This window comes from Corynebacterium drakensteinense (genome assembly GCF_041224285.1).
Classification (GTDB): Bacteria; Actinomycetota; Actinomycetes; order Mycobacteriales; family Mycobacteriaceae; genus Corynebacterium.
In genome coordinates, this window is sequence record NZ_JAXOFP010000007.1 from 1 (window position 1) to 19,657 (window position 19,657).

The 19,657-nt window shown below is 57.7% G+C and carries 17 protein-coding genes; 8 read left to right on the forward strand and 9 right to left on the reverse strand.

All coding sequences use genetic code 11. From position 1 onward, the window contains the following. From U1140_RS05310 to U1140_RS05320, 3 genes are all read left to right on the forward strand, one after another. Nucleotides 1–1,308 (forward strand): MFS transporter (locus U1140_RS05310; protein WP_369846500.1); only part of this gene is annotated, 1,308 nt, incomplete at its 5' end. Between the two features lie 308 nt (nucleotides 1,309–1,616). After that, entirely contained in the window at nucleotides 1,617–2,231 is a 615-nt protein-coding gene (locus U1140_RS05315) for a hypothetical protein (RefSeq protein ID WP_369846501.1), read from the forward strand. 106 nt (nucleotides 2,232–2,337) lie between these two features. Beyond that, a complete protein-coding gene (locus U1140_RS05320) occupies nucleotides 2,338–2,889 on the forward strand; it encodes a hypothetical protein (protein WP_369846502.1) in 552 nt (183 codons plus the stop codon). On the opposite strand, the gene U1140_RS05325 is transcribed toward U1140_RS05320, so the two are convergent. The 9 genes from U1140_RS05325 to U1140_RS05365 form a co-directional block, all read right to left on the reverse strand. Then, nucleotides 2,873–4,108, reverse strand: coding sequence for a pyridoxal phosphate-dependent aminotransferase (locus U1140_RS05325; protein WP_369846503.1), 1,236 nt, complete (start codon nucleotides 4,106–4,108; stop codon nucleotides 2,873–2,875). The two genes, U1140_RS05320 and U1140_RS05325, sit on opposite strands and share 17 nt — an antisense overlap. 21 nt (nucleotides 4,109–4,129) lie before the next feature. Then, nucleotides 4,130–4,828, reverse strand: a complete 699-nt coding sequence (locus U1140_RS05330) for a DUF1707 SHOCT-like domain-containing protein (RefSeq protein WP_369846504.1) — start codon at nucleotides 4,826–4,828, stop codon at nucleotides 4,130–4,132. Between the two features lie 35 nt (nucleotides 4,829–4,863). Next, nucleotides 4,864–6,138 carry an ATP-binding cassette domain-containing protein gene (locus tag U1140_RS05335; protein ID WP_369846505.1) on the reverse strand — a complete coding sequence of 425 codons (1,275 nt, stop codon included), beginning with the start codon at nucleotides 6,136–6,138 and terminating at the stop codon, nucleotides 4,864–4,866. Continuing rightward, nucleotides 6,129–6,821: an energy-coupling factor transporter transmembrane component T gene (locus U1140_RS05340; protein WP_369846506.1), complete on the reverse strand. Its 693-nt coding sequence runs from the start codon at nucleotides 6,819–6,821 to the stop codon at nucleotides 6,129–6,131. The genes U1140_RS05335 and U1140_RS05340 overlap by 10 nt, the downstream gene beginning before the upstream one ends. Before the next feature lie 6 nt (nucleotides 6,822–6,827). Then, the gene (locus U1140_RS05345) at nucleotides 6,828–7,640 is read right to left on the reverse strand and encodes an ECF transporter S component (protein ID WP_369846507.1); all 813 of its coding nucleotides are present in this window, start codon (nucleotides 7,638–7,640) and stop codon (nucleotides 6,828–6,830) included. A 178-nt stretch (nucleotides 7,641–7,818) separates the two neighbouring features. After that, nucleotides 7,819–8,322, reverse strand: coding sequence for a TM2 domain-containing protein (locus tag U1140_RS05350; RefSeq protein ID WP_369846508.1), 504 nt, complete (start codon nucleotides 8,320–8,322; stop codon nucleotides 7,819–7,821). Between the two features lie 10 nt (nucleotides 8,323–8,332). After that, entirely contained in the window at nucleotides 8,333–9,412 is a 1,080-nt protein-coding gene (locus tag U1140_RS05355; RefSeq protein WP_369846509.1) for a nucleoside hydrolase, read from the reverse strand. A 61-nt stretch (nucleotides 9,413–9,473) separates the two neighbouring features. Beyond that, the gene (locus tag U1140_RS05360) at nucleotides 9,474–10,880 is read right to left on the reverse strand and encodes an AI-2E family transporter (RefSeq protein ID WP_369846510.1); all 1,407 of its coding nucleotides are present in this window, start codon (nucleotides 10,878–10,880) and stop codon (nucleotides 9,474–9,476) included. Between the two features lie 153 nt (nucleotides 10,881–11,033). Beyond that, on the reverse strand, nucleotides 11,034–14,489 hold the full coding sequence (locus U1140_RS05365; RefSeq protein WP_369846511.1) for a proline dehydrogenase family protein: 3,456 nt from the start codon (nucleotides 14,487–14,489) through the stop codon (nucleotides 11,034–11,036). Between the two features lie 192 nt (nucleotides 14,490–14,681). Between U1140_RS05365 and U1140_RS05370 the strand changes: the two genes are divergently transcribed. From U1140_RS05370 to U1140_RS05390, 5 genes are all read left to right on the forward strand, one after another. After that, nucleotides 14,682–14,942, forward strand: coding sequence for a hypothetical protein (locus tag U1140_RS05370; RefSeq protein WP_369846512.1), 261 nt, complete (start codon nucleotides 14,682–14,684; stop codon nucleotides 14,940–14,942). Nucleotides 14,943–15,295: 353 nt separating this feature from the next. Continuing rightward, the gene (gene dnaK, locus U1140_RS05375) at nucleotides 15,296–17,155 is read left to right on the forward strand and encodes a molecular chaperone DnaK (RefSeq protein WP_369846513.1); all 1,860 of its coding nucleotides are present in this window, start codon (nucleotides 15,296–15,298) and stop codon (nucleotides 17,153–17,155) included. Continuing rightward, complete coding sequence (gene grpE, locus U1140_RS05380; RefSeq protein WP_369846514.1) at nucleotides 17,156–17,941, forward strand: nucleotide exchange factor GrpE; 786 nt, start codon at nucleotides 17,156–17,158, stop codon at nucleotides 17,939–17,941. Between the two features lie 25 nt (nucleotides 17,942–17,966). Beyond that, nucleotides 17,967–19,157: a molecular chaperone DnaJ gene (gene dnaJ / locus U1140_RS05385; RefSeq protein ID WP_369846515.1), complete on the forward strand. Its 1,191-nt coding sequence runs from the start codon at nucleotides 17,967–17,969 to the stop codon at nucleotides 19,155–19,157. Between the two features lie 30 nt (nucleotides 19,158–19,187). Beyond that, a complete protein-coding gene (locus U1140_RS05390; RefSeq protein ID WP_369846516.1) occupies nucleotides 19,188–19,649 on the forward strand; it encodes a heat shock protein transcriptional repressor HspR in 462 nt (153 codons plus the stop codon). Nucleotides 19,650–19,657 lie beyond the last annotated feature (8 nt).

Genomic DNA, 19,657 nt, shown 5'->3' on the forward strand with positions numbered 1-19,657 from the left:
TCCCCCTCCCCCGCCTCCAGCAAATCCATGATTGCCAGCTGGTTCCTCTGGAGTTGGGGCAACGTCTCGGTGTCGGCGGTGATGGTCACCTTCGTCTTCGGTACTTACCTGGCCTCCGACGTCTTCGGCGCCGACGAACGCGGCACCCAGTGGCTGACCAGCGCTAACGCTATCGCCGGTATCATTATTGCGGTGACCGCCCCGGTGATTGGGCAGCGCGCGGATAAAACCGGCAGGCGCAAGCTGTGGCTGATCGTGCACACCTTGCTGGTGGTGGGGCTGATGGCGGCGTGTTTCTTCGTGCAGCCAGAACCAGGATTTCTGCTGCTCGGGGTGAGCTTGTTGGCTGCCCTGACGCTTTTCGACGAATTCGCCAACCTGAACTACAACGCGATGATCGTCGACATCGCCCGCGAGGGGAACATGGGGCGGATCTCTGGCATCGGCTGGGGCTTTGGTTACCTGGGTGGTATTGGGCTGTTGATGTTGGTGTACCTGAGCTTGATCGCGGGCGAGCCGCCGCACATTTTTGGCATTGGGGAAGACGAAGCGCTGAATATTCGCGCCGTCGCCGTGGTTTCTGCTGCCTGGTTTTTAATTTTCGCGCTCCCGCTGCTGCTCCACAAAGAAAAAACTGCAGATAAAAACACCATCGAGCACGTCAGTATTGCGCAATCTTACCGACGCCTGCTCGCAGTCATCGTTCGACTGTGGCGCGACGACCGCAACACTTTCTGGTTCCTGGTGTCCTCGGCGATCTACCGCGATGGCCTTTCTGCAGTCTTTGCCTACGGCGCGATCCTGGGCACAACGCTGTACGGCATTTCCTCGGCCAATGTCATCATTTTCGGCATCGCGGGAAACGTGATCTCTGCGCTCGGGGCGTTTTTGGGTGGCTGGTTGGACGACCGGCTGGGGCCTAAATTCGTGATCAGTGCGAGTCTTTGGGCGCTCTTGGCGACGGCCGTGGTGCTGCTCATTTTTAGTGAAGAGCGTGGACCGATCACTCCGACGCTCGCATTCTGGATTTTTGGTCTTGGACTTTGTTTGTTCGTTGGGCCTGCCCAGGCGTCGTCGCGTGGTTTTATTGGGCGAATTGCCCCACCAGAAAAAGCAGGGGAATTATTTGGCCTGTATGCCACAGCCGGGCGCAGCGTGTCGTTTTTAGCACCGGTGATGATCAGCATTTTCTTGGCACTGCTCGGCAACAATATCGCGATCATTCTGGCGATCGCGACGATCCTGGCCGTCGGCCTGGCGCTGCTGTATAAGGTGGATAACCCACGTGAACACGCACGGGTTGTATAAGAGGTACGCGGGAGATGGATTTTCACTGTTAACCATCCCTAATTGCGAGACTACTTGTGAATAATGGGGGTAGTCAGGGGGTGTTGTTTTTGGTTTTATTGATTGTTTTTGTTGAAAGGTATTGCTATCTGAATAGAAAGCTTTACTGTGATCTTAATCATTAGAATAGAAGAAAGTTGTTTGAGCCATGTTAAACGTTTTTCGACGCAGAATGGTTTCGGCTGTGGTTGTCGGGGTATTGTGTTTCGGTGGTGTGGTTTCTCCCGCTGCGGTGGGGCAGGGGTTATCGAGTGAAGATGGTGTGGTTTATGGGCATGTCCAGTTCATGTAAGTTGGGATGGGTATCGATTATACTAGATCATATTGAGAACTTTAATTTACAGTTTTTCTTGATTTGGTCGGGTATATTTCTTTTGCTACCTATGTCCGTAGGAGTCGCTGTAGGATATGCACTCTTTCAAGAGTTGCCTTCAGATGAATTGAAAAACTATTCATATTGGGAAGGCTTTGTAAAAGTCTTAAAATCTGGGGTGCCAGGTTATTGTGTGGGACTTATTTTACCTTTTGCTTGGTTAAGTTGGTCTGGGTATGTAGAAAATAATATGCCCCGTATCGGCCCCCCGGGTGAATATTCGTATTGGCAAGCATTCGGGCTAGTTGGGACTGCAATAATTATCTCGGTAATACTTAATCTTAAGAACCGTCTTTTGCTCGTACCTGGGATAACTGTGCCATTGGGAATTACGATGGGAATGGCTACAGTGTTCGTTGTTATTGAATCTACTGTGCCCGACAATATTAGCGGTTTAGCAACGGCTTACACTTCTGTTGTTGGCACTCTAATTTTAATAGTGGTCAATCTCCCTCTTTCGATATGGAAGTTTCGCAAAAACAAGCCAAGAATAGAGGGTAACGCCCAGTGAAACTACTATGCTATTTGCGGGCAACGCCAATTTACACACGTGAGTCATATTTCGCGGTGGTTAATCTTGCTCAGCGTGATAACCTTTAGCAAAGATTGAGGACAAAATGGACTTTCACGTAGAACGATTTATCAATATCGCAGGATTTGCGGTTGTTTTGCCTACTGCAGTTGCTCTGTTGGCGTTATATCTTGCTTTCCGTTTCTCTGTAGAAAACCGAAATAACATAGACCAACTGAAATGGCCGTTTTCCGTATTTTTATTGAGCCGTTGGTTCGCTGGTTTCATTTTGGGGCCTGTGCTTGCTGCAGCCTGGTTAAGCTGGTCGGCTAGCCCAGGTTTAGAAGGAGCGGGATCTTTTCCGGGAACCTATCCGTACTGGCAGATTGCGCTGTGCATTCTTAGCGTAGGGGGAGTTTCCATCATGATTAACATGTGGTGCGCGATCCCCTTGTTGGGTGGTTTCCTCTCACCGCTCGCGATGTCATCGGGAATTGCTTTCGGTGAAGCGTATTTGGAATCATTCGGAGCGGCAAGCCAACAAGGTATCGGTACCGTGATGGCTTTTGCTGGCTCATTTATCGGTTTGCTGGCCCTCAATTTCCCGGTAGCGATCTGGCGGGACAAGCGAAAGAACCATGCTACTGCCGATAACTAGCCAAGAAATTACCCAAGCGCTCAATCGCATTCTCGAGCTGTGACGCCCACGGCAGCGTGACCACGCGGAAGTGATCCGGGTGCGGCCAGTTAAAGCCTGTGCCCTGCACCATCAGAATCTTTTCTTGTTTCAAAATATCCAGCATCAGCTTCGCGTCGTCATGAATTTCGTGCACATTCGGGTCCAGCTTCGGGAAGCAATACAATGCACCCTTTGGCTTGACGACGGATACCCCCGGGATTTCACTGAGCTTTTCGTAAGCGATATCCCGTTGCTTCAACAACCGCCCGCCCTGGCCGGTCAACTGGTAAATCGACTGCTGCCCACCCAGTGCCACCTGGATCGCGTGTTGCGCTGGCACATTCGGGCACAAACGGGTACCAGCCAGCATCTCCAAGCCTTCGATCAAACCAGCAGCATTCCGCTTCGGGCCCGTGATCACCATCCAGCCGGCACGGTAACCGGCCACACGGTAAGCCTTCGACAAACCGTTGAAAGTAATGCACACCAAATCCGGTGCCAAGGACGCGGTGGAAATGTGTGTGGCGTCGTCGTAAAGAATCCGGTCATAGATCTCGTCGGAAAGCAAAAGCAACTGGTGCTCGCGGGCGATATCCACTAGCTGTTGCAACACCTCACGCGAATAGACCGCACCGGTGGGGTTATTCGGGTTGATGATCACCAGCGCTTTGGTCTTCGGGGTGATCTTGGACTTCAGATCCTCAATATCCGGGTTCCAGCCGTCGTCCTCATTGCCCAGATAGTGCACCGGAACGCCACCAGCCAGGGAGGTCGCCGCCGACCACAACGGATAATCCGGGGCCGGGATCAGTACCTCGTCGCCGTCGTTCAGCAGCGCCTGGGTGGTCATGGTGATCAGTTCGGAAACGCCGTTGCCCAAAAAGACATCGTCAATATCGAACGCTGGGAAATCCTCCAGCTCATAGCGGGTGACGATCGCCCGGCGCGCCGGAATAATGCCCTTGGAAGTGGAATAACCCTGGGCGGTCGGCAATGCCGAAATCATATCCCGCATGATCACATCCGGGGCATCAAAACCAAAGGTCGCCGGGTTGCCGGTGTTGAGCTTCAGGATGCGGTGGCCGTCCGCCTCCATGCGCTCGGCCAGATCCGCGACGGGGCCACGGATCGCGTAGGCCATATTCTTGATCTTGTCGGATTGATCAAAAATGCGGGCAGGGTGACGTGGATGACTCATTCTTCCATCTTGCCAAAAACGCTAACGCTTTTTCCATTTGTTCAACTGTTCACGCGCTGCTTTTTGCGCCACATTGAAAGCATCGCCGCCCAATTCTGCAGCCTGCGCTCGGCGCTCCGCCCATTGCTGGCGAGTCAGCTCTTTTTCCTCGGCGCGGCGATCAGCCTCGGCCGCGCGCAATTCTTTGCGACGCTGCCGCTCCAGTTGCGCAGGCGAGGGGCGGTGCCACGAGTCTGGCCCGATTTTCAGAATATACAGCGCGATCCACACCGCCGGCACCACGAAAACCGTCAGCATCGCCAGCCCGCCGAACACCACCGCGTTGCTTGTGCTTCCCGCTTCGAGAGCAAGCGTTAGAAACCCCGGAAACGCGATCATGCCCGCCAGTGAGGTCAGCAGCGCGGTGCCCAGGCGTGGTTTCTTCCCGGCTTCGCGGGCACGGGCCACTTGCGATTCGGAATAATACTTTTCGACGCCAGCGCCAATGTTGCCAGTGGCACTGACCGGGTCGACGGGATTTTGGGTGAAAGGAAGATCCACGAATACCTGATCCAGATCGCGCTGGTACTGCGCCTGGGCGATGGCGGTGCACCGTTCGTCGAATTCATCGATCTGCAAACGGCCTTCCGCCAGCGCGTGGCCCAACGCATTCATGGCGTGGTCGCGGTCGGCATCGGATAGCCGGATCGAATCATCATTCTGATTAAACGGGGTGCTCATGCCAATATCTTAGCCGGATGCCCTAACCCTATGCCTTAGGCGGATGCCCGCGCGATTTTTGCTTCGGTAACCTCCGCGTACGTTGCCACATCCTGCAACAATGAGGGATCGTGGCAGTTCATGATCACCGCGCCACCGGCTGCCAAACAATTGTGTAGCAGCTGGTGCAGGCGCCTGCGATCAGCCGGGGTGAGACCCACATCTGGTTCGTCAAGCAAAACTACTTGCCGACGCTGCGCAACGACCGACGCCACTTGCAGCAGGCGCAGTTGGGAAGGGCTGAGATCCAGCGGGTGCGCATCCGGGTTCAGGGTTTCCGGGCCAGAGCCGTGGCCATGGGCTGCGCTCGCGGTGGTATCCGGGGCGGGGCTAATGATTTCCCAGAGGCCCTCGTCGTCCAGCATCTCGCTTGCCGACGCATCCAGCACCTGTGCGGTTGGATCCTGCAGCGTCAACGAGACCGTTGCTTTGGGATTGGACGCGGCTTGGGCATTCGTGCCGGTATCCACGTCGATATCCTTGCCGGTCTTCGGGGTGATGCCAGCGAGTTGCCGCAGCAGCGTGGTTTTTCCGGCACCGTTTTCCCCGCGCAACCAGCACACCGCACCGGCGCGGGCGGTGATACTGAGTGGTTGGCTGGAAAACTCACGGGCATCACCGGTGTTTTTCGCGAATTGCCACCAGCGACGCTGTGGGGCGCGGCGTTCGGCTTGAATGTCGTTCCATTCGGTAACGATTGCTCCGGGCGCTACGGCCGTACGCTCCGTACCCGGCGGTGCAGACTCGTGTGGACTCGTCTCGCCGTAATCCAAGCACAACACCACCCCATTGCCGCTTGCTGCATAATCGCGCAATGCTTTCAGTACCGCAGACTCCGAAGCCGGGTCCAAGCCCGCGCCGGGCTCGCATGCCACGATCACCTCCGGGGCAGCAGCCAAGAAACTCGCAACCTGCATGCGCCGGGTCTGCCCACCGGACAACTGCGCAGGGTGGGCGAAGGCGAGCTCGCGTAACCCCAGCTGCTCCAGGATTTCCAGGCACAGCCGTTCCATCTTTTCAGCAGGCACGCCCTGCTGTTCGAGCGGCTGGGCGATCTCTTCGATGACGGTATCGCGCAGGTGTGAAACGGCCGAGCCGATCTCATAGCCCAACAGCAACACGCGGGGCGTATCGGCGTCGGCAAGCCCAGGGGTTTCACGCAAAAAATCGCAGTAGTCTTGGGCGATTTGCCAGGCGTCGTGGTCGTCGGCAAGCAGGTAATGACAGAACTTTTCGGCCTCTACTTGCTGGTGCAACGTAGCTAGCTCCATGCGAGCACCACCAACCAGACGGTGAGTACGGGAAAACCGATGCGCAACAGAATCTCCCAGCGACGCGCGCGGACGGGGTAGAGCACGGTGCGACGACCAGGGGAGTCATAGCCCATGCCTTGCAGCATCATGCCGCGGTCGGCGCCATGGGTGAGCAGGCGAGTGATCAGGGGGATGACCATGTGTGGGACGACGTTGGTGAACCCAACTTTGCGTCCGGCTAGCCGATTGGCGGTGGAAACTTCGCGGATCAGCACACTGGCTTGCGGGAGCAATTGCAGGGAAGAGCCGAGAACATAAACAACGGAATGGTGCAGGCCAGCGTGCTGGAGCGCTTTGAGTAGATCCGGGATGTGCACGTTAGCCATGACCGCGAGCAGAGACGTCATCAACGCGCAGAAACGGAGCGCAAGTTCGCCAGCGGTGACCAGACCGTCGGACGTGAGCAAAGGCGCGATCTGGTGTTCGCCGTGCGGGGCGTGGACCAGCAACATCGATAGGCCCGCGGGGATCGACAACGCAATCGAGGTTGCCGGGACTGCTACGGTGCGTGATCCCGCGATGCCGGCGGCCCAGCCCACAACAATGATTGCGAGATGTAGCCACGGCCAGGAAATCGATAATGCGGCAACCCACGCCGAAACCCCGATAACGATAACCGTGAGGGGATGCAGGAAGCGCACTGGATATTAGCTGTGTTCGGCTTCGGCGCGGTGCTGCGGCGGCAACAACTGACGCAGCGTGCGTTTCGGCAACGCCTTCCACGCAGCCCAGACGATAAGCATGACCAGAATCTTATCCAGGGGATCGGAGATGAACGACTGCAGCGTGACCGATGCCAGCAGGGATTGGCCCATTTCACGGAATAGCGAGACCACCGCACCAGTACCCACACCGGCGGTGCCGCCGTAAACGAACGCAGCGACCGGTGCAGCGAGTGCGCCAGAGATGATACCGATGAGCGCACCGGAGACGATCAGGCGCCACAGCTTCTGGAACACACCAAACTTGTGGATCGCCACACCGCTGAGCCAGCCCACGGCCGCCGAACCTGCAGCGAAAGGCAGAGCCGCTGGGGCGATCAAACCCCAGACGACGTTGGTGAGCGCGCCCGTCGCCAAGCCCGCATAGGGGCCAGCCAGTGCGGCGATGAGCACCGTACCGACAGCATCCAAGTACAGCGGGATGCCGGAAGCGCCGATGACTTGGCCGACCACGATGTTGAGCACCAAAGCGACCGGGATGATCGCCAAGGTGCGCGCCGGGATATACGGCACCGTGGAAATCAGCAGCAAGACGGTGCCCAGCAGATAACCCGCCATCGTGAACATAGCGGGTGTAGACCCGGCGGATTCCCATTCCGTCGGGCGGGCAAAGACCAGGACCAGCCAGGTTGCGGCAATAGCGGCCACGCCCAGCCAGCGCAGTGCAATCGCGGTTTGCGTAGGCTGAGCCGGTTGAGTCGGCTGTGCCGGTTGAGAAGAAGATTTCGCAGGTGACATGGGGTAGTTCCTTAGAAAACGACGTGTAAAGGTGCGGAAAACCAGTACCGAGATAAATAAACCAGGTACCGAGATAAATATTTTCCGCCCTTTGCCCTATGTCACCTCGGGTGTGGCGGAAAATGCTTGCCGACGAGCGGCTGGTTGCTGCAACAGTGTAACTGACGACGGTGTGGAGCTAGTTCAGCGGTACGCCATTGTTATCGCTGGCGTAATCGCCGCTGCGGGCCAGAATGAGCACGAATTCGACGATGACCCAGATATACAGCGCACCTAGAATCAAGAAGCCAACCAAAATGATTGCCGTGATGTAGCCGAAGATGCACATTAAAAGCTGCGCGATGGCTTTCTTGGTATTGCCCAGGTAGAAATTGTGTGCGCCGAGGCTGCCCAAGAAAAACGCAAAAAGGGCAGCTGCCACCATGGATTTTTGCTTATAGCCCGGGGGCAACTGTGGATCGCCGTATTGGATATGTTGTTGCATCCCTTGGTAGCCGTAGTTTTGCTGCTGCGGGTAGTTGTGCTGTGCAGAGAAATTGGAGTAGTTCGACTGGTTGAAGTCTTGTCCGGTGTTATCGAAAGAATAACCAGATTTTTGAAATTTACCTGAAAATCCCTGCTTAGGTAGGCCGTCCTCGTCGTAATGGGAGTATTTATTGAAATCGTAATTCTGCTGACTCATGGCGCTAAGATTACCCTAAACCCCCTGGTGCGCGATAGAGTCGTGCCGCGCGATCAAGCTCCGCGAAAGCACCGCGAATATCGGCGTGCTGAATCAGCCGCGCGTTGGGTGGTTTCTTCCAATGGTTTTTCAGATCAGCGATGCTGGTGCCGCGCAATAGCGCAGAATCTGCTTCGACGGTGACTCGTGTTGCCTGGGAAATCGTATCGACGGTGCCCACGGCAATCATGGCGGTGAGCAGATCATGGATTTGTGCCTGGTAGCCCTCGTCGACGCTATCGTGAAACTCAAAATAAAACCGGCTGATCTCTTCTAGCTGCGTTGCCCACGCAGCATCCGAAATTACGCGTTGTAGCTCGCGCAGACGCGCCGGGGCCAGCAACATTTGCTCGGTGACTTCTAGCGAACACAGTGTGATCGGCACGGTGGTCGCTTCGAATAAGTACTGCGCGGCGTGCGGGTCGACCCAAAAATTCCACTCGGCGGTCGGTGTCGTATTGCCGGGGTAATTGACCGAACCTCCCATGACGGTGATTGCACTGAAACGCGCGAACAACTCGGGGTTTTCTTGCGCGAAGATCGCGGCATTCGTGGCCGGTCCGGTGACGATCAGGTGGACGTCGTCATGGGCGTGCAGGGCAGCAGACCACGTTTGTTGCCACGGGGTGTGTAATTTCACGGCGGGAGCGTCGTCGTTGTCGGCTTCATTGGCGCTGCCTGGCCAAGTGCTGGTGGCGTAGCCCAAACCAGTCGGGCCGTGGGTTTCCGGGGTGGTTTCTAGCGGCACCTGCAGCGGACGCGGGTGCCCCATGGCGACGGGGATTGTGGGCGCGGAATTGTAGTTGTGCGGAGCGTTCTGTGGCGCGCATTGCGCGAGCACCCAGGCGGCATTGCGGGCTGTGTTTTCTACCGTGGTGTTGCCCGCGGTGGTGGTCACTGCCACCAGGTTGATCTCGCCGGCGTGATGCAGCGCAGAGAGGTAAAACAGCGCGAAAGTATCATCGATGCCGGGATCGCAGTCCAAGATGAACGTCGGCAAGCGGGAGCGGTTGTTCTTGGCGGTAGATGACTGAGATGCAGCGTGGACCATGGTGCTGGAGCTTAGTCGGTTCCAGCTCAGTTGACTGTAGTTAGAGCTCAGTTGGCTGCAGTTAGTTGTCTTTGCCAGCCCGCGATGCCAATTCTGTCAGCGATTGTTTTACTTTTTCAAAGGCGGATAACGACGAATTCGCGTCGGAGTCGTTTTCGCTTGATGCAATTTCTATGTCGTCAATGGTCAGGTCACCGGCACGCAGTCCCACCATCTCCGAGTGATAGCGCATGATAACCGAGACGGTTGCGGCGATCGGCACTGCCAGAAATGTACCGACAATGCCAGCCAGTGCGGAACCGAGCGTGATGGATAGCAGAACGACGGCAGCGTGCATGCCCATCGAACGGGACTGCAGCACCGGCTGCAACACGTTGCTTTCCAGCTGTTGCACCAGAATGATCAGACCCAATACCAGCAAAGCGTTGGTCAGACCATTGGAAATCAATGCGATCGCTACCGCGAGGGTTCCGGCAGTGATTGCACCGACGATCGGAATGAAACCAGCGAAGAACGTGATCGTCGCCAGCACAAACGCCAGTGGAACGTTCAAAATCCACAGCCCGAGGCCGATGAAAACGGCGTCGACGAACGAGACCGCCGCCTGGGTGCGCAGGAAACCACCCACGGTGTTCCAGATGCGGGTGAGCAACTCGGTGGCATGCCAGCCGATATCATGCCCGGTGTACTGGCGCAGCCACGGCAAGAATTTTGCACCATCTTTCAGGAAGAAAAACGTCAGCACGAACATAATGACGATGGTGATCACTAACGTGCTGGCCACCGAGACGCCGGAGAGCAAGCCGGAGGCAATCGTGCCGGACTGGTTGCGCAGGAATTTTACGATGCTATCTGAGAATTCTGAAATCTGGTTGACGTCCAGTTCAAACGGCAACCGATCCGTCATCTTCATCAGTTCGCGCAGGCCACGATCTGCTTCATTGACCAGCTCGGTGCCTTGAGATCGAATCGTCGGGCCCATCGCGGCGAAAATTCCGACGACGATGCCGAGCGAACCCAGCAGGGTGGTCAACGATGCCAGCGCGGCTGGGAACTTGATCCTCCGCAATAGCTTCGCGACGGGTGCCAGCAGGGTAGTGACCAGAATCGCCAAAATCGCTGGCAGGATTGCTCGCCAGGCAAAATACACGATGACCAAGGCCAGAGCCACTGCTGCGATGGTGATGATCATGCGCCAGGCCCAGGCCGCCATCGTCTTGCCATCGCGGGCCCAAATCACGGCGCGGTCTACATCCTCGACGATGACCGGGGTTTTGCGGTCAGGGGTGATATTACTCAGCCCTGGTGCCGGTGCACCTCCGACGTTGCCCGTGATCTGGTTGGCCGGGCCGGCGGCGTCATGGGTGTTACGGGTAGAGCCAGGTTCGGAATTCTGCCCGCTATCGTGCCCTGCTTGCTGTTGCGCATTCTGCTTGTCGGACTCGGTTGCATCATCGTGGTTAGTCACAAAATGACTATAGCCTACCAGGGAAAACAGAACGAACCCCGGTAATCACCGAGCAAGAAAAACTTGCGGTTGGTGACTACCGGGGCTGTTGGCAGCCGCCAGGGCGGTTACCGGGCCAGGGCGACTAGCCGGCCAACGTGGTGCTAAAGAAATTTAGCGGTGGATGTGGCCGGTTGGGCGGATGATACCGAAGCGGTGCATGGTCACAGACAGTGCCTGCTCCAGCAGGTAAGGCAGCAGCTCGCGACGGCCGTCGGCAAGCACCTCCCAGTCGATGATGACCGACTCGGACTTCACCGCAGCACGGTAGGCTTCCGGCTCCACCTCACCGATCGCACGAACACGGGTCGATGGCACACCGCCGAGTTCAGCAGCGAACTCGTTGGTGTTGGCAACCTGGCAATCAAAGCCCATGGCCTGCAGCTCTTCAGCGATCTCGCGAGTAGCGGACATGTTCAGCTCCACACCGGTGATCTTGGATGCCAAGATCTGGCGTGCAACCTCGCGTGGCTTGTAGCCCTTGCCGACGCGCACGCGCAGGCGCTCCCAGAATGGGCGGTAGCGGAAGATATTGGCCTCCGATACCAGGCCGGTGTAGTCGTTGGAGCGGCCGAACTCGTTGTGCCAGTTCTTGGCATCCAGCTCGGCAGCGCGCCACAGCCAGTTGATGTCGTCGTCAGACAGCTGGGAGTCCAAGCGCTCGGACAGATCCTTGAGCAAACGGGTGATCCGTGGGGAGATTTCCACCTTGTGGTGTTCCAGCTTGCCCTCGGACCAGGTACCGAACTGACGGACGTAGTTTGGTCCACCAGCCTTCGCGCCAGGTCCCAGCACGGAGTTCTTCCAACCACCGAAGGACTGACGCTGCACGATAGCGCCGGTGATACCGCGGTTGACGTAGGCGTTACCTACCTCAACGTTGTCCATCCAGTACTCGACTTCGTCGTCGTTCAGCGAGTGGATGCCGCCGGTCAGGCCATAGCCAGTGGAGTTTTGCCACTCGATGGCTTCTTCCAGGGTCTCGGCGTACATGATGCCCAAGACTGGGCCGAAGCACTCGTTCTGGTGGTACCAGGAACCAGGCTGGACGTTGTCACGAATACCAGGCGACCACAGGGTGCCTTCTTCGTTGAGCTTCTCTGGCTTCAGCAGCCACTTCTCGCCTGGCTCCAAGTAGGTCAGGCCACGGTAGAGCTTCTCGGTTGGCTTTTCGACCAGGCCGTTCATGGTGACGGAGATGTCGGTACCGAAGCCTGGCTTCAGGGTCTTGACGGCGTCGACCAGCTGGTTCTTGACGCGCTCGGAATCCTTCAGGGAACCGACCAGGATAGCCAGCGAGGATGCCGAACACTTCTGGCCGGAGTGGCCGAAGGCGGACTTGTAGAGGTCTTCAACAGCCAGGTCTGGGTCGCAGGCCGGGGTGATGATCATCGCGTTCTTGCCGGAAGTCTCGGCGTAGATGTTCATGTCCGGCTTCCAGGAACGGAACAGTGCACCGGTATCGGATGCACCGGTCAAAACGACGGCGTCGGTCTTTTCGTGGGAGATCAGGTGCTTACCAGCTTCGCCCTCGTCGGCGTTGACGAGCTGGACGAGGTCTGGGTTTTGACCTGCTGCTTCCAGGCCGGCGCGGATGGCGTCGACGGCAACCTTGGCGCAGTGCACAACCTGTGGAGCTGGCTTAATGATGACAGCGGAACCAGCCGCCAGAGCAGCGGTGATGCCGCCGACTGGGATGGCGATTGGGAAGTTCCATGGCGGAACGACGACGGTCAGCTTGTTTGGCGTGAAGACCGACTGGGTGCGATCCAGCGCGATGGCCTGCTGGCCGTAGTAGGTGGCGAAGTCGATGGCTTCGGAAATTTCCGGGTCCGTCTGATCGACGGCCTTGCCAGCTTCCCAAGCAGCGACGGAGATCAGCTTGCCGCGGGCTTTCGCCAGCTCATCGCCGACGGAGTTCAGGACCTCGCAGCGCTCAGCGCCGGATAGGGCTGCCCAGTCGTCGGCAAGGCCTACGGCGGTGGAAATAGCGTCGTCGACCTCGGAGATTTCGGTGACGGACTTGACGCCGTGCTCGCCTGGATCGGAAGCCAGTGCTTCCAGCGCCCACTCGCGGTTAGCGCGCAGGGATGGGTCGGTGTCTGGCTCGTTGATGAAACGGCCGGTGTTCGGGGTTTGGCGGCCAGTCTCGTTGTTGCGGTCTTGCTGACGACGCTGGCCAGCGAAAGTCTTCCAACGATCGCGAACCGAAGCGTAGAAACGCTCCTTCTGGTCCTGCATTGGGGTCTTGCCCTTGTCGCTGGCCTCGTCTGGAGCGAACAGGGCGTAGAGGAAGTTCTGCGACTCGGCGTTTTCTTCCAGACGACGCACCAGGTAGGAAACGGCAACGTCGAAGTCCTTCATGTGCACAACTGGGGTGTACAGGATTTGGCGGCCGACGACATCGCGGACGGCCTTGGCCTGTGCTGGCGACATGCCGGCGAGCATTTCGGCGTCGATCTGGCGGGAAACGCCACGCTTTTCGGCCAGCTCAACGGCCAAGCCCATGGTGAACAGGTTGTGGGAAGCAACACCGATACGGACGGCATCGGCGTATTCTTCGCGCAGGAAGTAGTCCAGCAAACGGATGTAGTTGGCGTCGACTTCTGCCTTGGATAGGTAAGGGGCCAGTGGCCAGCCGTGGACCTCGGATTCCACGCGCTCGAGAGAAAGGTTGGCACCCTTGACGATGCGGACCTTGATCGGTGCACCACCGTTTTTCACGCGCTCAACGGCGAAGTCTGCGAGTTCCTGCATAGCCTCGAAAGCGTCTGGCAAATAAGCCTGGACGACGATACCGGCTTCGAGGTTTTTGAACTTATCCTCGGAGAGCAACTCCTTGAACAGGCGGATGGTCAAGTGGAGGTCGTGGTATTCCTCCATGTCCAGGTTGATAAAGACCTGCGGCTTGCGGCTGATGGCCTCTTCGTACATCGGACGCAGGCGGTCTTTCAGGCGCTCGACGGAGCCGTCGTGGTCCCAGTGGTTCAGCTGGGCACACAGCGAGGACGCCTTCACCGAAACGTAGGTAACGCGTGGGTTTCGCACCAGTTCCATGGTGCGATCGAAGCGGGATTTCGCTTCTTCGTCGCCCAGCACGGCCTCACCCAACAGGTTCAGATTCAGCTCTTGGCCCTGCTCGGCGGCGTTGTCCAGCATCTTGTTCAGTGCGTCGGATTCAGCGTCGAGCACCAAGTGGCCGACCATCTGCCGCATACGACGACGCGCGACTGGCATCACCAGGTTCGGCAGGATCGGGCCGAAAAAGCCGCCGGCGCCGACCATCAGGGCGTCGACCTTGCTCAGGAATTCTGGCGATTCCGCGAGGTCCGACAGTGCGTCTGCAGCTACCTTGTTGTCTTCTGGGCGCATGACGCGGTCGACGAAGTCCATGGTGAAGCTGACGCCATCCGGGTCGCGCACCATATCGGCGAGCTGCTCGGTGGAACGCGAAGATTCACCTTTGGTGGCCTTCAGCCACTCGTTTGCGCGCTCTACTGCACCTTCGACGCAAGCCTCGATATCTTGGCTGTTTTGCGGGGGAGTATAAGCAGTCTTGTTAGCTGTCATAGGAGTCAACATCCTTTGGTCTAGATTGAGTCTTCACTGCTGGCCACTCTACCTATTGGGCGGTGCGCTATGTGCCTGGCATGGGAAATGAGGGAAGATTCACGTGGGGGCACTAACCTTCCCAGTTTGGGAGAGTAAAATTTGCAGGAGCGGTATGGGCTGCGGTAATTGAGTTGAGGTATTTTGGGTGGTATGTGGTATCCCCTGCTGATCATGGTGGTTGCAGCGATATTGTCTGCTACTGCTGCTAGAGCCGCTGGAAAACAAAAACCTAACCACCCTTTAGTAGGGCACCCATCAAAACTCGGTGTGGGCTCATTTTTATTAGCAACCGTTGCTTACCCTATTGCAGGGGTTTTTCTTGTCCGAGAACAAGAAATTCTTGCAATAATATTTGGCATTATCGGGCTGATTGCATGCAGTCTGGGCTATGTTGTGGCGCAAAAGTCTTGATGTCACCTCGCCTCCATCGCCTCAGCGTATTGATCCATGCCCCTAGGGCCGCAACGGTCATCTTGTGGTTGGTTTTCGGGAGGCAGCAACGCCCACTAGCCCACTGTTGTGCTCGTTCTGCGCTGTGTTCTGTGCTGTAGACGTGATGTCATCAGCGTGAAAAATGGTCGATGAACAGCGAATTCCTCAAACTTGAGTGCCTCGGGAATAACTCTGAGGGTATCTTGGTTACATAAGTTGAGTGACCTAGACTCAAGAAAGTTGGCACACTGAAAAGCTGTCTGCTACAGTCTCGTTTGTAGTTGAGTCACTGACAATCAAGTTCACACAAGTTGCACGAAGGAGAATCAAGAATGGGACGCGCAGTAGGTATTGACCTCGGAACCACGAACTCTGTCGTTTCCGTCCTGGAGGGCGGCGAAGCGAAGGTTATCGCTAACTCGGAGGGTGCTCGCACCACCCCATCCGTCGTTGCTTTCGCGAAGAACGGCGAAATCCTGGTTGGTCAGTCTGCAAAGAACCAGGCGGTCACCAACGTCGACCGCACTATCCGTTCGGTCAAGCGCCACATTGGTACTGACTGGACCACCGATATTGACGATAAGAAGTACACCCCACAGGAAATTTCGGCTCGCACGCTGATGAAACTGAAGCGCGACGCGGAATCCTACCTGGGTGAAGATGTCACCGACGCCGTGATCACGGTGCCGGCATACTTCGAGGACGCACAGCGTCAGGCAACCAAGGAAGCTGGCCAGATCGCTGGCCTGAACGTCCTGCGTATCGTCAACGAGCCAACCGCAGCGGCGCTGGCTTATGGCCTGGAAAAGGGCGAGCAAGAACAAACCATCCTGGTCTTCGACCTTGGTGGCGGTACTTTCGACGTTTCGCTGCTGGAAATTGGCGACGGCGTCGTGGAAGTTGTTGCAACCGCTGGTGACAACAGCCTTGGTGGCGATGACTGGGATCAGCGCATCGTCGACTGGCTGGCAGAGAAATTCCAGCAGGCCAACGGCATTGACCTGACCAAGGACAAGATGGCCCTGCAGCGTCTGCGTGAGGCTGCAGAAAAGGCCAAGATCGAGTTGTCCTCGGCACAGCAGGCCTCGATCAACCTGCCATACATCACTGTCGATGGCGACAAGAACCCACTGTTCTTGGATGAGACTCTGACCCGCACCGAATTCCAGCGCATCACCCAAGACTTGCTGGATCGCACCAAGAAGCCATTCAACCAGGTCATCAAGGACGCAGACCTGGGCATCGGCGACATCAACCACGTCGTTCTGGTCGGTGGTTCCACCCGTATGCCAGCAGTCGCTGAGCTGGTTAAGGAAATGACCGGCAAGGAGCCAAACAAGGGCGTTAACCCAGATGAGGTCGTTGCTTCCGGTGCTGCCCTGCAGGCAGGTGTTCTGCGCGGTGACGTCAAGGACGTTCTACTGCTGGATGTCACCCCGCTGTCGCTGGGTATCGAAACCAAGGGTGGTGTGATGACCAAGCTCATTGAGCGCAACACCACCATCCCAACCAAGAAGTCCGAGACCTTCACCACCGCGGAAGACAACCAGCCATCCGTACAGATCCAGGTCTTCCAGGGTGAGCGCGAGATGGCGCAGCACAACAAGTTGCTGGGCTCCTTCGAGCTCGGTGGCATCGCCCCAGCGCCACGCGGTGTTCCACAGGTCGAGGTCACCTTCGATATCGACGCCAACGGCATCGTGTCCGTTTCCGCAAAGGACAAGGGCACTGGCAAAGAAAACACCATCAAGATCCAGGAAGGCTCCGGCCTGTCCGATGAAGAAATCGATCGGATGGTGAAAGACGCCGAAGCGCACGCTGAAGAAGACAAGAAGCGTCGTGAAGAGCAGGAGACCCGCAACAACGCGGAAAACACTGCTTACCAGACCCGCAAGTTCCTCGAGGACAACGGCGAGAAGATCGACGAAGAGACCAAGAACAAGGTCACCGAAGCCGCCGATGCTGTCGACGAGGCGTTGAAGGGCGACGACATCGAGGCCATCAAGTCCGCCGTCGAGAAGCTGTCTTCTGAATCCCAGGCCATGGGCCAGGCAATGTACGAAGCTGAGGCCGCACAGGCACAGGCTGACGGCGATGCCGGCCAGGCTGGCAACGACGATGTTGTGGATGCGGAAGTTGTTGACGAAGACGACGCCGACAACTCTGACGATGCAGCAAAGGGTGAGAAGTAAATGACCAACCGGGACGAGATGCCGGATAACCCCGGTTCCCCGGACGTGACGGACCCAGAGGCTACCTCTGCCGCACAAGCCGAGGCCGCTGCGGAAGCCGCTGAGGCGACCCAGCAAGAAACCGGCCAGCCATCCGGTGGTGCCGGTGCCGAAGGGCTTGCCGACGACGTCGCTGTGGAACCCGAGGTTGATGAAGTAGAACAGCCAGTCAGCACTCCCGAAGGAGAGGCTGCGGGCGCGGCTGCTCGCGATGCGGTCGCTGATGAAGCAGAAGAAGCTGCAGCTGATGCGGAAGAGACAGCTGGCGAAGCTGACGCCGAGCAAGCTGCGCAAGAGGCAGAAACCCCAGAACAGTCTCTGCAGCGACAGCTCGATGAGCGCACCGATGACCTGAAGCGCTTGAACGCGGAGTACACCAACTACCGCCGCCGCAGCGATCGGGAACGCCAGAGCGTTTCTGAATCTGCCAAAGCCTCAGTGCTGAGCTCCCTGCTCCCGATCTTGGATGATCTGGAATTAGCGAAACAGCACGGCGACTTGGAAGAAGGCTCCGCACTGGAGAAGTTCGGATCCAAATTCCGGGAGACGCTGAAAGGCCAAAACCTGGTCACGTTCGGTGAACCCGGCGAGGCTTTTGATCCAGAAATCCACGAAGCCGTGCAGGATCTGTCCAGCGGCGATGAGCAAGTCGTCGGCACTGTCCTGCGCAAGGGCTACAAGGTCGGAGACCGCCTGGTGCGCAATGCCATGGTGATCATCTCTGATCCAGAAGGCGACAATCAGTAAACAATGAGGAAGGAGGGGACGAACCATGTCCCAAAGTGAATGGGCCGATAAGGATTATTACGGGGACCTAGGCGTTTCCTCCGATGCCTCAAAAGCTGAGATCCGCCGGGCCTACCGCAAAATCGCCCGGGAAAATCACCCAGATACGAACCCGGACGATGAGAAAAAACTCGCCAAGTTCAAGGCTGCCGCTTCGGCCTACGACGTGCTTGGCGACGACAAGAAGCGCAAGGAATACGACGAGTTCAAAGCGATGCTGCGTTCTGGGGGCGGCAGGTTTGGAGGCGCCGGCTTTCCCGGCGGGTTTCGCCGCTCGTCGCAAAGCCAAGACGGCTTCTTCTCGGGCGGGGCGCCCGGGGCTGGCGGATTTGGAGGAGCATTTGAAGACGGCGGTCTGGGTGACATCTTCGGCGGCCTCTTTAACCGCGGCGGTGCTGGTGGGCACCAAGCTCGGCCGACGCGAGGCGCCGACGTCGAAACCTCCATTACGCTCGACTTTCGAGAAGCTGCGAAAGGCACGACGATCCCGCTAGAGCTGCGCGGCAATGCGCCGTGCACCACCTGCCACGGCTCCGGATCGAAATCTGGGAAGCAGGCCACCTGTGGCCGATGTAATGGCAGTGGCTATACCAGCGAGAACCGTGGAGCATTCGGCTTTTCTCAGCCGTGCTCGAACTGCGACGGCACTGGTTCGAAGATCCCGGACCCCTGTGAGACGTGCTCGGGAAGCGGAACCGTGAACCGGACTCGTTCGATTACCGTGCGGATCCCGGCCGGTGTCGTCGATGGGCAAAAAGTCCGCCTGGCAGGCCAAGGTGAGGCTGGCCCGCAGGGCAAGCCATCCGGGGATTTGTTCGTTTCGGTTAAGGTTCGTGACGACGAAGTCTTCTCCCGTGACGGCGATGACCTGGTGTTGACGGTCCCGGTATCGTTCGCGGAGCTCGCGCTCGGCGATACGATCACCGTGCCGACACTAGACGCGCCGGTGCGGGTGAAAATCCCGGCGGGAACGGCCGACGGTCGCACCCTGCGGGTGCGTGGCCGAGGCATCAAGAAATCTTCCGGCAAGCATGGTGATCTGCACGTGAAAGTGCAGGTAACGGTGCCAACGTCGTTGGATGATGCCGCGAAATCTAGTTTGCGCACCTACGCCCAGGCAGAAAAAGATTCCGGTTTTGATGCCCGCGCAGGTTGGGCCGGAAATCCACATAAATAACGACAAGCAACCACAGGAGGTGACAACACCATGGCGAACGATTCGCAAGAGGAATTTCGTGAAGAATACCGCGAGGTCTTCGTCATCTCCGTTGCTGCTGAACTATCTGGAATGCACGCGCAGACCCTGCGAACCTATGACCGGCTCGGGCTGGTGACACCGGCACGCACCCGCGGTGGTGGGCGTCGTTATTCGCAGCGCGATATCGCGATGCTGCGGAAAATCCAGCGGCTTTCCCAAGATGAAGGCGTTAATCTCGCTGGAATCAAGGCCATCATTGAGCTGACGGAACAGCGTGATGCGCTGGAAGAAGAACGTGACCAGTTGGCCGCCGAGGTTGAAGAGCTACGCGGCAAACTGCGCTCTGCATCGAGTTCGGCGCCGGCGCGGGCGACCTCGAGCAAAGGCGAGTTGGTGCACGTCCCGCGGTCTTCGGCCGTGGTGATGTGGGAGCCGCGCTCGTCGCGCCGTGGACGTGGACGCCGGAATTAATCCGACTA

Excerpts from the sequence above, each read along its gene's own strand:
- U1140_RS05315 (WP_369846501.1), top strand. The coding sequence starts at position 1,617 with ATGGGCATGTCCAGTTCATGTAAGTTGGGATGGGTATCGATTATACTA.
- U1140_RS05320 (WP_369846502.1), top strand. The coding sequence starts at position 2,338 with ATGGACTTTCACGTAGAACGATTTATCAATATCGCAGGATTTGCGGTT.
- U1140_RS05325 (WP_369846503.1), bottom strand. The coding sequence starts at position 4,108 with ATGAGTCATCCACGTCACCCTGCCCGCATTTTTGATCAATCCGACAAG.
- U1140_RS05330 (WP_369846504.1), bottom strand. The coding sequence starts at position 4,828 with ATGAGCACCCCGTTTAATCAGAATGATGATTCGATCCGGCTATCCGAT.
- U1140_RS05335 (WP_369846505.1), bottom strand. The coding sequence starts at position 6,138 with ATGGAGCTAGCTACGTTGCACCAGCAAGTAGAGGCCGAAAAGTTCTGT.
- U1140_RS05345 (WP_369846507.1), bottom strand. The coding sequence starts at position 7,640 with ATGTCACCTGCGAAATCTTCTTCTCAACCGGCACAGCCGACTCAACCG.
- U1140_RS05350 (WP_369846508.1), bottom strand. The coding sequence starts at position 8,322 with ATGAGTCAGCAGAATTACGATTTCAATAAATACTCCCATTACGACGAG.
- U1140_RS05355 (WP_369846509.1), bottom strand. The coding sequence starts at position 9,412 with ATGGTCCACGCTGCATCTCAGTCATCTACCGCCAAGAACAACCGCTCC.
- U1140_RS05365 (WP_369846511.1), bottom strand. The coding sequence starts at position 14,489 with ATGACAGCTAACAAGACTGCTTATACTCCCCCGCAAAACAGCCAAGAT.
- U1140_RS05370 (WP_369846512.1), top strand. The coding sequence starts at position 14,682 with ATGTGGTATCCCCTGCTGATCATGGTGGTTGCAGCGATATTGTCTGCT.
- dnaK (WP_369846513.1), top strand. The coding sequence starts at position 15,296 with ATGGGACGCGCAGTAGGTATTGACCTCGGAACCACGAACTCTGTCGTT.
- grpE (WP_369846514.1), top strand. The coding sequence starts at position 17,156 with ATGACCAACCGGGACGAGATGCCGGATAACCCCGGTTCCCCGGACGTG.
- dnaJ (WP_369846515.1), top strand. The coding sequence starts at position 17,967 with ATGTCCCAAAGTGAATGGGCCGATAAGGATTATTACGGGGACCTAGGC.
- U1140_RS05390 (WP_369846516.1), top strand. The coding sequence starts at position 19,188 with ATGGCGAACGATTCGCAAGAGGAATTTCGTGAAGAATACCGCGAGGTC.